This window comes from Streptomyces sp. Ag109_G2-15 (genome assembly GCF_900215565.1).
In the GTDB taxonomy this organism is placed as follows: domain Bacteria; phylum Actinomycetota; class Actinomycetes; order Streptomycetales; family Streptomycetaceae; genus Streptomyces; species Streptomyces diastatochromogenes.
Genome location: NZ_OCNI01000001.1, coordinates 516,094 through 529,907 on the forward strand (window position 1 = coordinate 516,094; position 13,814 = coordinate 529,907).

Here is a 13,814-nt window from a genome sequence, read left to right on the forward strand (position 1 = left end):
GATGGGAATGACCATCGACACAGGCGTACCCATGCACAGACGAGCCGCGATCGCGGCGACGGCCGCCGCTGTACTGTCCACGGGGGTTCTCGCGGCCGCACCCGCCCATGCGGCTCCGTCGGCGCCTTCCGTGTCGGCGCAGGGCGCGTACGCGATGAACGCGGCCACCGGCAAGGCGCTGTTCGGGAAGGCCGCGGACACCGAGCTGCGGACCGGCTCCACGACGAAGATCATGACGGCGCTCGTGGTGCTGTCGCAGCGGAACGTGGATCTCAACCGCAAGGTGAAGATCAAGAAGGAGTACACGGACTACGTCATCGATCCGGTGACCCACAACCAGCGGTACTCCAGCGCCAACCTGATCCTGGGCGACTCGATGAACGTGCGGGACCTGTTGTACGGGCTTCTCCTGCCGTCCGGGTGCGACGCGGCGTACGCGCTCGCGGACACCTACGGGTCGGGATCGACGACGGCCCAGCGGACGAAGTCGTTCATCGCGAAGATGAACGCCAAGGCGCGCGAACTGGGCCTGACGCACACCCACTTCGACTCCTTCGACGGGGTGTCCAACGGCAAGAACCACGCGTCCCCCCGAGATCTGGCGAAGCTGGCCGGGGTCGCGTTGAAGAACAAGACGTTCAAGACGGTCGTCGGCACCAAGGTGAAGGACGACATGAAGTCGTACCGGCCCGGTGGCGGAACACACGCGATGTCCCCGTGGAAGAACACGAACACGCTGCTGAACACCTACCGGGGCGCGATCGGCGTGAAGACCGGATCGGGTCCGGAGGCGAAGTTCTGCCTGGTCTTCGCGGCCACCCGCAACGGCAAGACGGTCGTGGGCACCGTGCTCGCGGACACGTCGGTGGACGAGCGGCTCAAGGACGCGAAGAAGATCCTGGACTACGGCTTCACGCAGAGCGGCTGACGGACGGCGGGGCCGGGCAGGCGGGTGCCTGTCTGCCTGCCCGGCCCCTCTCAGGTGAAGTCCGAGTAGGCGAGGCTGGTGCCGCAGACCCGGCAGCGGAACAGGTAGGAGGCCGGCTGACCGTCCGCGTCGAGTGCCTCGAGGTACTCGGCGGCGTCGCCGCAGTGGGTCAGCCAGCGCGGGGACTGCCAGGACGGGATGCCCGGCGTGCGTTCCAGGATCCCCCGGGCCACCTCGTCGGGGACGTCGCCGTCGATGACGTCGTTGAACGTGGCGCCGTAGCGTGCGGCGGCCTTGCCGAAGGCGATGCAGTACGGGCAGATGCCCGCGTCCGGCGCCTCGGCCCCGAACACCGGCCCCGTGTACACCCAGCCGCGCACCTGTCCGCAGCACACGCACGGCTCGTCCGCCGGCGCCACCACCCCGACCAGCGAGTGGTAGGCGAACCGGGGCAGGACCGGCCGCTGCGGGGGCTCCGGCAAGGGGCGGACGACCTGCTCGATCGCCCTGCCCGACCAGCCGGCGTGCGGCACGACGACCGCGTGGGCGCGCATGTCGTCGTCGGGCAGATGCCGCCGGTCGTGCTCCCGCTGCAGGAGCACGGGACACTCATGCGGCATGATCACGGCGCCGGCGCGGCGGGCGAGTTCGGCCAGCGCGTCGAGGACGAGGCCGCTGGAGACGTGGGTGAACGACAGGCTTGTGGCGTCGCCGTACACCTCCGCCTCGCCGCCGTCCGGGGTCCGCAGGTTCCACCACTCGGGCAGGCCCCGATCGGGCATGCCGCCCACGGTGACGGGGCCCAGCACCTCACGGATCACCGCCTCCTTCATCGGAACCGGCTCGCCGTCGCGGAACTTCAGCACGTGGATGGGGTAGCTCATCGCTCTGCCTCTCGCTCTCCTTCGCCTGCCTTCACCCGGGCCCGGCGTTCCGCGGCGTACCCGTTCGCCACGACGAGCGCGATCGAGGCCAGGCCCAGTACGGCGACCAGCGTGTTGATCCAGAAATAGGCGGGGCTGCTCGGGTAGGTGCCGCCGTCGTCCAGGACGCAGTCGAAGCGGAGCGGCAGCCAGGAGGCCGTCTGGCCGACCAGGTGGTCGGCCCGGTAGTCGTCGCGGCACTCGTGGGCCGGCGTCGAGTCCGCGCCGGACGAGGACTCGTGCACGGAGAGCGCGACCGCCCCGGCGCCGAGGACGTACAGGATCACGGCGCCCGAACCGGTCATCCGCGCGGACCAGCGCAGCAGATCCGACCGCCAGTCCGGCCGCCGGCCGGGCAGGGCCACGGAGACGAGTTTGAAGGCGACCACGATCAGCCAGACCGGGACGGCGAAGATGGCGGGAATGCACAGCAGGGCGAAGAGCGTGCCGAGCAAGGAGTCGTCGTCCATCGGACGAGATCACCAGGGACCGGTCGGCATGGCTGTGGTGGAGGCCATAGTTCCGGTCACAGGACCGTCACAGGTCGCGCCGTCCCCTCCGACCGGGGCCGGAGGAGGCGGCACGGGGGTGTCACGACAGCTGCGACTGGACCTGGGAGGAGATCAGCTCCAGGTGGTCGAGGTCGGCCAGGTCGAGGATCTGGAGGTAGATCCGCCGGGAGCCGACCTCGGCGTACCGGCCGATCTTGTCGACCACCTCGGCGGGCGAGCCGGCCAGACCGTTGGTCTTCAGCTCGTCCACCTCGCGGCCGATCGCCGCGGCACGTCGGGCGACCTCCTGGTCGTCCCTGCCGACGCACACCACGAGCGCGTTGGAGTACGTCAGGGCGTCCGCCTTGCGGCCCGCCTCCTCGGCGGCGACGCGCACCCGGCCGAACTGCCGCTCGCTGTCCTCGACGGAGGCGAAGGGCATGTTGAACTCGTCGGCGTACCGGGCCGCGAGGCGCGGGGTGCGGGTCGCGCCGTGCCCGCCGATGAGCACCGGGATCTTCGCCTGGGCCGGCTTGGGCAGCGCGGGCGAGTCGGTGAGGTCGTAGTGCGTGCCGTGGAAGTCGAAGGTCGCGCCTTCCTTGGTCGCCCACAGCCCGGTGACGATCTCCAGCTGCTCCTCCAGGCGCGCGAACTTCTCCTTCGGGAAGGGGATGCCGTACGCGCGGTGCTCCTCCTCGAACCAGCCTGCGCCCAGGCCGAGTTCCACGCGGCCGCCGGACATCTGGTCGACCTGGGCCACCTGGATGGCGAGCACGCCGGGCAGCCGGAAGGTGGCGGCCGTCATCAGGGTGCCGAGGCGGATGCGCTTGGTCTCACGGGCCAGGCCGGCCAGGGTGATCCAGGCGTCCGTGGGGCCGGGCAGGCCGTCCACGTTGCCCATCCGCAGGTAGTGGTCGCTGCGGAAAAAGGCGTCGAATCCGAGGTCTTCGGTTGCCTTGGCCACGGTGAGCAAGGTGTCGTACGTCGCCCCCTGCTGGGGCTCGGTGAAGATTCGAAGGTCCATACACCTATCCTGCACGGCCCCTGCCCCGTCAACCTCACCGGTACCGCCGGGCGCGGCCGTCCCCGGTCGGGTGAAATTCGCCCACCCATCGCACCGGGTGAGGCGTGGGCCAGTGACCGGCCCCGGCGGTGATCGTTGGCCCGTCGGAGCCGGGCCGTCCGGCACCCGCGGCGGACGGTCGTCGCCGTCGCGCGCCGGGCCGAGGAGGCCGTCATGTCAGAAGAGTCCATTCCCTCGCGGGGTGGATCCGCCGGTCAGCCGAAGGGGTTGCTGGAGCAGATGGAGGAGCTGATGGCCGCGTTGAACGCGGATCTGTCAGCCCTGGACGCGGATCTGCAGCGGGCGTCGGCCGAAGAGGGCGAGCTCGCCTGACATGCGGTCGCACTGGGGGCCGTCGTCCCCGGCCCCCGCTGATGACCCCCGCTCAGGTGTGGTCCGGTAACACCTCCTCCCGCGCCGCCAGCTTGCGCAGCATCTCCAGGACCCGGTCCCGGGACTCGTCCGCGGCGTCGATGGCCTCCATGCACTGCCAGTAGGTCGTCTCGTCGGCCGCGGAGCTGGCCATGCCGACCAGGGCTATGCCGACCTCGCCGAGCAGCCCGCCGAGGCACAGGAGCGTCTGCCGGGCGTCGTCCAGCTCGGTGAGCTGGGCGGCGCGCAGGTCGCCCGGGTCGAGTTCGGGAGGGTCCAGGACGCCGCAGCCCCGGCCCGCCAGCTCGGTCAGGCCCAGTGCCTCGCCCCGTAGCTCCGGCGGGCCGGACACCGCGAGTCGGCTGCCGATCGCCTGGGCCAGGGCCTGCGCCTGCCACACCTCGGCCATGATCTCGGGTATGTCGGCGCCCGCCGCCAGAGCACGCCTGCTGGTCCCAATGAGCCGCACCGCATCCATGCGCTGCCCCCGTCCCACTCGTCGTGCGTCGTCGCACGTCCGCTTGAACTCCCTTGTCCACTACCCAGCGTGAAACCCCTTGGGGTGAAAAGCCAGAGGTAGCCCGAATTCTGTGGACAACAATTCGGATTCGGTAGGGGATTTGACTCCGTAGAGTAATAACGGAGCCATGCGGTCCGGGAGTTGGAGTCGTGGTCGATGTCAGGGGGTGTCGTCCGCACCGGGGGCCGGAAAGCGCCGTTCGTTGCGGTCGATCTTGGCCGACAGGGCGGTCAGCGGGTCGATGCCGAGGACCTCGCAGAGCTGGAGGAGATAGGCGAGCACGTCGGCGACCTCGTCCGTGACGCGGTGCGCGGTGTCGGGGTCGTCCATCACGCGGGCCGACTCCTCCGGGGTCAACCACTGGAAGATCTCGACCAGTTCGGAGGCCTCCACGCTGAGGGCTGCCACGAGGTTCTTGGGGGTGTGGTAGGGCTGCCAGTTGCGCGCGGCGGCGAACTCGGCCAGCCTGCGCTGGAGTCCGGCGAGGTCAGGGTGTTCCGTCACGCGTTCAGGTGTACCACTGTGACCCCCTCGGTCCCCGCCGCCCACGAGGCGTCGCTCACCGCGCCGACGCAGCGGATGTGCCCGCGCTCGCCCATCCGGGCCGCCATCCCCAGCAGTGCGCGGCGCTGGACCGGGTCGAGAGCGCGGTCGAAGCCGTCGGCGAGCACGGTGAGGGTCCGCAGGGCGTCGGGCACCTCGCCCGGCGTGTCCACGTCCAGGACGCCTGGTCCGGTCAGCAGCACCAGAGCCAGCGCGACATAGCGCAGTTCGCCGTCGCCCAGCCGGGCCAGTTCGGTGCGGAAGCCGTCACCGCGGTCCAGCAGCGCCCGGACCGTGCCGTCGGTCAGTGGCTCGGCGACCAGGTCGGTCACCGGCCCCGCGCAGCCCGCGCGCAGCGCCTCGACCAGCGCGGAGTGCCGGCGGCCGCACTCGAACCGGGTGCGCCACAGGACGTCGGCGAGGTTGTCGCAGCCGGGCATGAGCCGTCCCGTACCGGTCGGGACGGGGGTGCGCATGTACTCGGGGCGCGGGTCGCAGGCGAAGACGGAGCGCAGGGCGACGACCATCTGCTCGGCGGCGGCCAGCACATGCCGCTGTCCGTCCGTCTTGCCGGCCACCCGCAGCGGCAGCAGGGCGGTGCCGAGCCGGTCGTCGGGCAGCGGGGCGCGGGTCACCGGGGCCGAGCCCGCGGTGTGCCAGGCGGCCTGTACGGTCCGGCGGCCGGGGTCACGCAGGGCGGTCTCCAGCAGGACCACGCCCCGCGCCGTCAGCCGCTCGCCCACGATGCGCAGTTCCGGTTCGGCCTGTACGGCGACGTCGAGCCGGACCGGTCCCTCGGCACCGTCGGCCGTACACCCGATCCGGAATCCCCGCCGCCCCTCGGTATCGGGCCGCGCCCGCTCCGGCACACAGGCGACCGGATCCGGGAACACCTCGGCGAGCCAGGCCCCTCCCCCGAGCCGCGCCAGCGCCTCGTACGCCCCGAGCGCGGTCGACTTCCCCGCACCACTCGGCCCGGCGAAGAGCGTCACGGACCCCAGCGGAAACGCGACCCGCCGATGCCCGGCAAAGGCCGAGAGCCGCAACTCGGTGATCCGGGCGCGTACGTCGACAGGGGCGGATCCCGGCGTGCGGGCAAGCTGCGCCGGCACGATCGTAGGCTCGGTGGGCGCGGAGGGCTCCGGGACGGACGTGGAGAGGTCAGGGACCGCGGAGGCCCCGCACGACGCGGAGGACTCGGCGGACGCGGAAGGTACGGCCATATCCGGACGGTAGGCCTCCACAGCAACGCCGAACCGTTTTGCCGAGGGCACCTTCCTACGATCGGGGGACCGTAGGACACAGAACCGGCTCCCCGCCCCGCCCCTCAGCTCCCGGAAACCCCCGCGCCCTCCATCAACCCGCTGACCTCCGTGCCGGGCGGGGTCAGGAGGAACACGTTGCGGTCGACCCGGTGCATTCCGCTGCCCAGGCCGAAGACGACGCCGGTGCTGAAGTCGAGGACGCGCTTGGCGACCTCGCCCTCCGCGCTGGAGAGGTCGAGCAGCACCGGTACCCCTGCCATCAGCGTCTCGGCGACCTCGCGGGCGTCCGCGAAGACGTTGACCCGCAGGACGACGAAACGGCGCCGCGTCTCGGTCTCCGCGTCCGGCAGCGAGCGGTGGTTCACCGCGGACGGCCAGGCGTCCCGGCCCCGCAGCGGCACGACCTGGGCGAGCCCTTCCCACTGTTCATCGGTGACGTCGTAACGGCTCACCGGCTCCCCCTGACCTGACTCGCACTCAATGCCTGCACCAGCCAATTCTTACGCCAAGTCACCCGTTCGGCCCAACAGCGACACGAAGCGCGACAGATCCGTCGGCCTCTCCTCCACCCCGCCACGCGGCACATGTACGAATACGCCCGTTTCTTACCGCCCTCACACCGGACTCTTCACCTGCCACGACGCCTCGCTCACCGGCTGCCACTAGCGTCCGGTGCCGTGCACTTGGCAGAAACACAGCTGGTGACACCCGGCCGGCGGACGCAGTCGGCGGTGTCCGCCGCCCCGGGGGGTCGCACGGAAGACTTCCAGAGCCCCGCGCAGTGGCATCGCGTCCTGACCCTGCTCGCGGATGTGAGCCTCTTCATCGGCACCCGGGCGGTGTGGACGCAGGCCGCGACGCACCGCCTCGCCCTCGCCGCGGTCATCTCCGTCTGCTACGCCTCGATCCTGGTCAGCGGCGTCCTCGCCCTGACGGTCCGCCGGGCGCGCTCACTGGCCCGCCTGGACCTCGTCGTCCTGCTGACCGCGATCGCGCTGGTCCTGTGCACCTGGGCGCTGAACCACGCCGGCGGCGACGAGGCGGTCCTGACCACGCAGGCCGCGAGGGAGATGGTCAACGGGCACAGGCTGTACGCACAGCCCTGGCCGTGGCTCTTCCACACCAAGGGCGTCGCCCTGACCGCGACGATAGACGGCGGTTACGACTTCACGTACGGCTATCCCCCACTGGCCCCCCTGCTCACCGCACCCCTGCTCTGGCTGGGCCACGGCGGCGCCCCGGCGACGGCGGCCGCGACACTCGTACTGATCGTGGGCGCGGTCGTGCTGTGGCGGATGCTGCCGGTGCCGTGGCGCTCGGCGGCGACGATGGTGTGCCTGGGCTTCAGTTTCCTTCCGATGTACGCCCGCCAGGGATACCCGGCGATCATCGCCATGGCTCTGCTGGTGCCGGTGGTGGTGCGCTGGCCGCGGATCGGCGCCGGCGGACGGCTCGGCGCCGCCGGGATCGCGCGGGCCGTCTGCCTCGGCGCCGCGTGCGCGGCCCAGCAACTGCCCTGGTTCGTGACGCCGTTCCTGCTGGCCGGCGTCTACGCCGTCCGCCGCGGCGAACTGGGCGGCCGGGAGGCCGTTCGCGTGGTGCTGCGGATCGCCGGGATCGCCGCCCTGACCTGGCTGCTGATCAACACGTACTTCATCGTGACCGAGCCCGGCCCCTGGCTCCAGGGCATCGCCCTGCCCATCACCCAGGGCGCGGTGCTGCACGGCCAGGGCCTGGTGGACATCTCCCTGTACTTCACGCACGGCAGCGACCGGCTCGACTGGTACGGCCACGCGAGCGTGCTGCTCGCCGCCGCCCTGCTGGCGCTGTTCGTGCTGTTCGTACGGCGGCTGGGCCCGGCCGCGACCGTACTGCCCTGGTGTGCCTTCTACCTGGCGACCCGCTCCCAGGACGGCTACTACCTGATGATGACCCCGCTGTGGCTCGCGGCGGCGATCACCGTGCCCCTGTCGGACTTCGCGCAGGCCTGGCAGCCGCGCCCCCGCCGGCTGAAGGGGCCACGCCGCCGCCCGGCGCTGGTGGGCGCGGTGGTCCTGCTGGTGCTGCCCGCGCTGGTGAGCGCGACCCTGGCGGTGACGGGCCGGCCGCCGCTGCGGATGGACATCACGTCGGCGCGCCGGGCCACGGGGCAGTCGCTGGCCGCGCTGACCGTGCGGGTGACCAACACGGGGAGCGCCCCGCTCACCCCGCACTACATGCTCACGAACGGCCAGGGCATGAGCAGGTACTGGACCCTGGGGCGCGGCCCGGTCACGATCCCCGCGCACACCACGGCGACCGTCGAACTGCGGGCGCCCTCCGGCCGGTTCCCGCTGCCCGTCAAGCAGAGCGCCCACATCCGGCTGCGCGCCTTCACGGCGAGCCCGCAGACGCTCTCCACCCTGGACGTACGGCCGGCCGAGCTGGGGGTCAGGCCGCAGCGCGGGTGAACTTGAGCGCGGCCGTCACCGTGGTCAGGCCGCGCATCATGCCGAGCTGGTTCCAGGTCACGCCGAACTGCTCGCGGTCCACGGTGAACTCGGCCTCCAGGCCGAGCGCCTCGGCCGTCGCCGAGGTCAGCCGTGCGCTGAGGTTCACCGGCCGGCTGATGCCCCGTACGGTCAGCTGACCGGTCACCCGGACGCTGTCGCCGTCGAGGCGGTCGGCGCCGCGGACGGCGAAGGTGATCTCCGGGTGGTTGCCGGCGTCCAGGAGGTCGGCCGAGCGCAGGTGCTCGTCCCGCTTGGCGTTCTTGGTGTCCAGGGAGGCCACGTCCAGCGTCACGGTGCCGGTGGCCGAGCCGTCCGGCCGGACCTCGCCGTGGCCGGTGACGGCGGCGAAGGTGCCCTTGACGGTGACCAGGCCCCAGAAGGTCTTGTGCCGCAGGCCCACGGTGGACGCGGTCGGGTCGAGCTGCCAGGTACCTGTTTCCACGGCGACGGACATGACCGTCCTCCTTTTCGATGACACGTTCGATGACACGTTTGATGACGGGTTCGGTGACGGGTTCGACGACCCATGGTCGTTCAAATTTGGATGACCTCACGCTAGCCCACTATCCAAATTTGGACAACAGGTAGACTCGAAGCCATGGCCGCCCCCGACGCACACCCCGCCGACCAGCCCCCTTGCCCCTCCGCCGCGGGCGGCGGACTGCTCCCGGCCGAGCTGCGCGCCTGGATGCTGCTGCTGGCCGCGACGGGAGCGGTGGAGCAGCGGCTGCGGTCGGTCGTGAAGCAGACCCTCGACGTCTCGCACGACGAGTTCCTCATCCTGTGCCTGCTGGCCGAGCAGCCGCGGGGCGGCCTGCGCATGACCCGGATCGCCGAGCTCCTCGGCCGCCCCAAGACCCGGCTCACCTACCAGATCGCCTGCCTCCAGCGGTCCGGCCTGGTCACCCGCGAGTCCGTGTGCGGCGACAAACGCGGCATCGAGGTAGCCCTCACCGACAAGGCCCGGCGCCTGCTGCGAGAGGCCTCCGACACCCTCGCCGAAACGGTCCGCGAGGCCCTCACCCGCTTCGTCGGCCCCGAGCAGCGCGAGGCGTTGTGCGCGCTGGTGCCGGATCTCACCGACGAACCGGACCAACCGTAGGAAGTGGAGCAGGACCAACCAGAGGAAAAGGGGCCTTCACACCCCCGAGGGGCGCAGGTCACAGCCGCAAGGAGGGAAAGGTCACAGGCCCACGCTCTGCAGTCACTTGAGCGCCCTGACCTAACATCCGAGCATGACGGTCCTGCCTGACGACGGGCTCTCACTGGCCGCCGAGTTCCCTGACGCGACACACGAGCAGTGGCAACGCCTGGTCGAGGGTGTGCTGCGCAAGTCGGGCAAGGAAGTCTCGGGCGCGGCAGCTGAGGACGCTCTGTCCACCACGCTCGAGGACGGGCTGCGTACCCGGCCGCTGTACACCGCGCGCGACGGCGCGCCCGACCCCGGTCTGCCCGGCTTCGCCCCGTTCGTGCGTGGCGGCCGCCCCGAGGGCAACACCGCGGGCGGCTGGGACGTACGGCAGCGGCACGCGGCGCTCGCCGACGGGGCGGTCCTGGCGGACCTGGAGAACGGCGTCACCTCGCTCTGGCTGGTCGTGGGCGAGGGCGGCATCCCGGTGTCCGGCGTCGCCCGCGCCCTCGACGGCGTCTACCTCGACCTGGCCCCGGTCGTCCTGGACGCCGGCCGTGACGTGGAGGCCGCCGCGGCCGAGCTGCTGCGGCTGTACGAGGAGCGGGGCGTCGACCCGGAGGCGGTGCGCGGCAACCTCGGCGGCGACCCGCTGGGGTACGAGGCCCGCACGGGCGAGGCCCAGGACTTCGCGCCCTTCGCCGCGCTGGCCCGGCGGACCGCCGAGCAGTACCCGGGCCTGCGCACGCTGACCGTGGACGCGCTGCCGTACCACGAGGCGGGCGGCTCGGCCGCGCAGGAGCTGGGTGCGTCCCTTGCCACCGGTGTGGCCTACCTTCGGGAGCTGACCGAGGCCGGTCTCACGGTCGAAGCGGCCTGTGCGCAGCTGGAGTTCCGGTACGCGGCCACCGCCGACCAGTTCCTGACCATCGCCAAGCTGCGCGCGGCGCGCCGGCTGTGGGCGCGGGTGGCCGAGGTGTCCGGGGCGCCCGGCGCGGGTGCGCAGGTGCAGCACGCGGTGACCTCGCCGGTGATGCTGACCCGCCGCGACCCGTGGGTGAACATGCTCCGTACGACGATCGCGACGCTGGCCGCCGGGGTGGGCGGCGCCGACTCCGTCACCGTGCTGCCGTTCGACCACGCGCTCGGCCTGCCGGACGCGTTCGCCCGCCGTATCGCGCGCAACACCTCCACGATCCTGGTCGAGGAGTCCCATCTGGCCCGGGTGATCGACCCGGCGGGCGGCTCCTGGTACGTCGAGCAGCTCACCGACGAACTCGCCCGGGCCGCCTGGGAGTTCTTCCGGTCGATCGAGCGGGACGGCGGACAGGCGGCCGTACTGCGCTCCGGCCGGATCCGTACGGACCTGGCGACGACCTGGGCCGAGCGCTCCAAGAAGCTCGCCAAGCGGCGCGAACCCATCACCGGTGTCAGCGAGTTCCCGTTCCTCGCCGAGAAGCCGGTGGAGCGCGAGCCCGCGCCCGAGCCGCCGTCCGGCGGGCTGCCCCGGGTGCGCCGGGACGAGGCGTACGAGGCGCTGCGCGCCCGCTCCGACGCCCACCTGGCGGCGACCGGCTCCCGGCCCCGGATCTTCCTGGCCACCCTGGGCTCGGCCGCCGAGTTCACCGCGCGCTCGACCTTCGCCGCCAACCTCTTCCAGGCGGGCGGCATCGAGCCGGTCACGGAGGGCACATTCGAGGACAGCGGCGCGACCGAGGCCGTGGTGTGCTCCAGCGACGCGCAGTACGCCGAACAGGCCGAGCGGACGGCCGAGTCGCTGAAGGCGGCCGGGGCCCGGCACGTGGTCCTCGCGGGCCGGGGCGACTACGCCGGCATCGACTCGTACGTCTTCGCGGGCTGCGACGCAGTGGACGTGCTGTCCGCGACCCTCGACCGCATGGGAGTGTCCTGATGGGAATCCCCGACTTCTCCGGCATCGAGCTGGGGACCCCCGTCGCCGAGGGTGGTGACGCGGAATGGCGTACGGCCGTCAAGCACGCCACGGGCAGCGAGACACCGCTGTGGGAGACCCCGGAGGGCATCGGGGTCAAGCCGCTGTACACCGGACGTGACCTGGAGGGCCTGGACTTCCTCGGCACCTACCCGGGCATGGCGCCGTACCTGCGCGGCCCCTACCCGACGATGTACGTCAACCAGCCCTGGACGATCCGCCAGTACGCGGGCTTCTCCACCGCCGAGGAGTCCAACGCGTTCTACCGGCGCAACCTCGCGGCCGGTCAGAAGGGCCTGTCGGTCGCCTTCGACCTGCCCACGCACCGGGGGTACGACAGCGACCACCCGCGCGTGACCGGCGACGTCGGCATGGCGGGCGTGGCCATCGACTCGATCTACGACATGCGGCAGCTGTTCGACGGGATCCCGCTGGACAAGATGACCGTGTCGATGACGATGAACGGCGCCGTGCTGCCGGTGCTGGCGCTGTACATCGTGGCGGCGGAGGAGCAGGGCGTACCGCCCGAGAAGCTGGCCGGGACCATTCAGAACGACATTCTGAAGGAGTTCATGGTCCGCAACACCTACATCTATCCGCCGAAGCCGTCGATGCGGATCATCTCCGACATCTTCGCGTACACCTCGCAGCGGATGCCCCGCTACAACTCCATCTCCATCTCCGGCTACCACATCCAGGAGGCGGGTGCGACGGCCGACCTGGAGCTGGCGTACACGCTCGCGGACGGAGTCGAGTACATCCGCGCCGGGCGGGAAGCCGGCCTGGACGTGGACGCGTTCGCGCCCCGGCTGTCGTTCTTCTGGGCGATCGGCATGAACTTCTTCATGGAGATCGCCAAGCTGCGGGCGGCCCGGCTCCTGTGGGCCAAGCTGGTTTCGCAGTTCGAGCCGCAGAACACCAAGTCCCTGTCCCTGCGCACCCATTCGCAGACCTCCGGCTGGTCGCTGACCGCGCAGGACGTGTTCAACAACGTCACGCGTACGGCCGTGGAGGCGATGGCGGCGACCCAGGGCCACACCCAGTCGCTGCACACCAACGCCCTGGACGAGGCCCTCGCCCTGCCGACCGACTTCTCGGCGCGCATCGCCCGCAACACCCAGCTGCTCATCCAGCAGGAGTCGGGCACCACCCGGGTCATCGACCCGTGGGGCGGCAGCGCCTATGTGGAGCGGCTCACGTACGACCTCGCTCGCAAGGCCTGGGCGCACATCCAGGAGGTCGAGCAGGCGGGCGGTATGGCGCAGGCCATCGACGCCGGCATTCCCAAGCTGCGCGTGGAGGAGGCGGCCGCGCGCACGCAGGCCCGTATCGACTCCGGTCGTCAGCCGGTGATCGGCGTCAACAAGTACCGGGTGGAGAACGACGAGGCGATCGAGGTCCTCAAGGTCGACAACTCCTCCGTGCGCGCCCAGCAGATCGAGAAGCTGCGACGGCTGCGGGCGGAGCGGGACGAGACCGCCTGCCGGGACGCGCTGGACGCACTCACCCGGGCGGCCGACGGCGACGGCAACCTGCTGGAGCTGGCCGTGCACGCGGCCCGCGCCAAGGCGACCGTCGGCGAGATCTCCGACGCCCTGGAGAAGGTGTACGGCCGGCACGCGAGCCAGATCCGTACGATCTCCGGCGTGTACCGCAACGAAGCAGGGGAGTCCCCGTCCGTGGACCGCACCCGTGCCCTGGTGGACGCCTTCGAGGAGGCCGAGGGGCGCCGGCCGCGCATCCTGGTCGCCAAGATGGGCCAGGACGGCCACGACCGCGGCCAGAAGGTGATCGCCACCGGCTTCGCCGACCTCGGCTTCGACGTCGACGTCGGCCCGCTGTTCCAGACCCCGGAGGAGGTCGCCCGCCAGGCGGTCGAGGCGGACGTCCACGTGGTCGGCGTGTCCTCGCTGGCCGCCGGTCACCTCACCCTCGTACCGGCGCTGCGCGAGAAGCTCGCCGAGGAGGGCCGGGAGGACATCACGATCGTGGTCGGCGGGGTCATCCCGCCGCAGGACGTGCCGGTGCTGCTGGAGATGGGCGCGGCGGCCGTGTTCCTGCCCGGGACGGTGATCCCGGACGCGGCGTACGACCTGGTGAAGCGGCTGTCGGCCGACCTCGGCCACGACCTCTGATC

14 protein-coding genes are annotated in these 13,814 nt (G+C 71.5%); 6 read left to right on the top strand and 8 right to left on the bottom strand.

Annotated features, from left to right (window positions below; translation table 11 throughout):
• Window positions 1-7: 7 nt before the first annotated feature.
• Window positions 8-928, top strand: a complete 921-nt coding sequence (locus tag CRP49_RS02145) for a D-alanyl-D-alanine carboxypeptidase family protein (RefSeq protein WP_097251908.1) — start codon at window positions 8-10, stop codon at window positions 926-928.
• Between the two features lie 50 nt (window positions 929-978).
• On the opposite strand, the gene CRP49_RS02150 is transcribed toward CRP49_RS02145, so the two are convergent.
• The 3 genes from CRP49_RS02150 to CRP49_RS02160 all read right to left on the bottom strand — a co-directional run bounded on the left by CRP49_RS02150 (window position 979) and on the right by CRP49_RS02160 (window position 3,366).
• Entirely contained in the window at window positions 979-1,812 is an 834-nt protein-coding gene (locus CRP49_RS02150) for a CbrC family protein (RefSeq protein WP_097251909.1), read from the bottom strand.
• Window positions 1,809-2,321 (bottom strand): hypothetical protein, encoded by a 513-nt coding sequence (locus CRP49_RS02155; RefSeq protein WP_097251910.1) that lies wholly within the window; start codon window positions 2,319-2,321, stop codon window positions 1,809-1,811. The genes CRP49_RS02150 and CRP49_RS02155 overlap by 4 nt, the downstream gene beginning before the upstream one ends.
• 121 nt (window positions 2,322-2,442) lie before the next feature.
• Window positions 2,443-3,366: an LLM class F420-dependent oxidoreductase gene (locus tag CRP49_RS02160; RefSeq protein ID WP_097251911.1), complete on the bottom strand. Its 924-nt coding sequence runs from the start codon at window positions 3,364-3,366 to the stop codon at window positions 2,443-2,445.
• 213 nt (window positions 3,367-3,579) lie between these two features.
• On the opposite strand from CRP49_RS02160, the gene CRP49_RS46695 reads away from it, so the two are divergent.
• Window positions 3,580-3,738 (top strand): hypothetical protein, encoded by a 159-nt coding sequence (locus CRP49_RS46695; RefSeq protein ID WP_167444138.1) that lies wholly within the window; start codon window positions 3,580-3,582, stop codon window positions 3,736-3,738.
• 52 nt (window positions 3,739-3,790) lie between these two features.
• On the opposite strand, the gene CRP49_RS02165 is transcribed toward CRP49_RS46695, so the two are convergent.
• The 4 genes from CRP49_RS02165 to CRP49_RS02180 all read right to left on the bottom strand — a co-directional run bounded on the left by CRP49_RS02165 (window position 3,791) and on the right by CRP49_RS02180 (window position 6,557).
• Window positions 3,791-4,255, bottom strand: coding sequence for a DUF6099 family protein (locus tag CRP49_RS02165; protein WP_097251912.1), 465 nt, complete (start codon window positions 4,253-4,255; stop codon window positions 3,791-3,793).
• A 201-nt stretch (window positions 4,256-4,456) separates the two neighbouring features.
• On the bottom strand, window positions 4,457-4,801 hold the full coding sequence (locus CRP49_RS02170) for a nucleotide pyrophosphohydrolase (protein WP_094216330.1): 345 nt from the start codon (window positions 4,799-4,801) through the stop codon (window positions 4,457-4,459).
• A complete protein-coding gene (locus tag CRP49_RS02175; protein WP_097251913.1) occupies window positions 4,798-6,063 on the bottom strand; it encodes an AAA family ATPase in 1,266 nt (421 codons plus the stop codon). The genes CRP49_RS02170 and CRP49_RS02175 overlap by 4 nt, the downstream gene beginning before the upstream one ends.
• A gap of 104 nt (window positions 6,064-6,167) precedes the next feature.
• Window positions 6,168-6,557, bottom strand: a complete 390-nt coding sequence (locus CRP49_RS02180; RefSeq protein WP_097251914.1) for a cell division protein SepF — start codon at window positions 6,555-6,557, stop codon at window positions 6,168-6,170.
• 225 nt (window positions 6,558-6,782) lie between these two features.
• On the opposite strand from CRP49_RS02180, the gene CRP49_RS02185 reads away from it, so the two are divergent.
• On the top strand, window positions 6,783-8,555 hold the full coding sequence (locus CRP49_RS02185) for a hypothetical protein (RefSeq protein ID WP_373560322.1): 1,773 nt from the start codon (window positions 6,783-6,785) through the stop codon (window positions 8,553-8,555).
• Here the strand turns inward: CRP49_RS02185 and CRP49_RS02190 are convergent.
• Entirely contained in the window at window positions 8,536-9,051 is a 516-nt protein-coding gene (locus CRP49_RS02190) for a YceI family protein (protein ID WP_094216333.1), read from the bottom strand. The two genes, CRP49_RS02185 and CRP49_RS02190, sit on opposite strands and share 20 nt — an antisense overlap.
• A gap of 144 nt (window positions 9,052-9,195) precedes the next feature.
• Here CRP49_RS02190 and CRP49_RS02195 point away from each other — a divergent pair, with 144 nt between their 5' ends.
• From CRP49_RS02195 to scpA, 3 genes are all read left to right on the top strand, one after another.
• Entirely contained in the window at window positions 9,196-9,699 is a 504-nt protein-coding gene (locus CRP49_RS02195; protein WP_097251916.1) for a MarR family winged helix-turn-helix transcriptional regulator, read from the top strand.
• A gap of 133 nt (window positions 9,700-9,832) precedes the next feature.
• Entirely contained in the window at window positions 9,833-11,638 is a 1,806-nt protein-coding gene (locus tag CRP49_RS02200; RefSeq protein WP_097251917.1) for a methylmalonyl-CoA mutase family protein, read from the top strand.
• Window positions 11,638-13,812, top strand: coding sequence for a methylmalonyl-CoA mutase (gene scpA / locus CRP49_RS02205; RefSeq protein WP_097251918.1), 2,175 nt, complete (start codon window positions 11,638-11,640; stop codon window positions 13,810-13,812). Before CRP49_RS02200 ends, scpA begins: the two co-directional genes overlap by 1 nt.
• The last annotated feature ends 2 nt before the right edge of the window (window positions 13,813-13,814 follow it).

What these genes read in the sequence shown, in the direction of transcription:
- CRP49_RS02150 (WP_097251909.1), bottom strand. Translation starts at nt 1,812, where the DNA reads ATGAGCTACCCCATCCACGTGCTGAAGTTCCGCGACGGCGAGCCGGTT.
- CRP49_RS02155 (WP_097251910.1), bottom strand. Translation starts at nt 2,321, where the DNA reads ATGGACGACGACTCCTTGCTCGGCACGCTCTTCGCCCTGCTGTGCATT.
- CRP49_RS02145 (WP_097251908.1), top strand. Translation starts at nt 8, where the DNA reads ATGACCATCGACACAGGCGTACCCATGCACAGACGAGCCGCGATCGCG.
- CRP49_RS02160 (WP_097251911.1), bottom strand. Translation starts at nt 3,366, where the DNA reads ATGGACCTTCGAATCTTCACCGAGCCCCAGCAGGGGGCGACGTACGAC.
- CRP49_RS02190 (WP_094216333.1), bottom strand. Translation starts at nt 9,051, where the DNA reads ATGTCCGTCGCCGTGGAAACAGGTACCTGGCAGCTCGACCCGACCGCG.
- scpA (WP_097251918.1), top strand. Translation starts at nt 11,638, where the DNA reads ATGGGAATCCCCGACTTCTCCGGCATCGAGCTGGGGACCCCCGTCGCC.
- CRP49_RS02195 (WP_097251916.1), top strand. Translation starts at nt 9,196, where the DNA reads ATGGCCGCCCCCGACGCACACCCCGCCGACCAGCCCCCTTGCCCCTCC.
- CRP49_RS02200 (WP_097251917.1), top strand. Translation starts at nt 9,833, where the DNA reads ATGACGGTCCTGCCTGACGACGGGCTCTCACTGGCCGCCGAGTTCCCT.
- CRP49_RS46695 (WP_167444138.1), top strand. Translation starts at nt 3,580, where the DNA reads ATGTCAGAAGAGTCCATTCCCTCGCGGGGTGGATCCGCCGGTCAGCCG.
- CRP49_RS02165 (WP_097251912.1), bottom strand. Translation starts at nt 4,255, where the DNA reads ATGGATGCGGTGCGGCTCATTGGGACCAGCAGGCGTGCTCTGGCGGCG.
- CRP49_RS02175 (WP_097251913.1), bottom strand. Translation starts at nt 6,063, where the DNA reads ATGGCCGTACCTTCCGCGTCCGCCGAGTCCTCCGCGTCGTGCGGGGCC.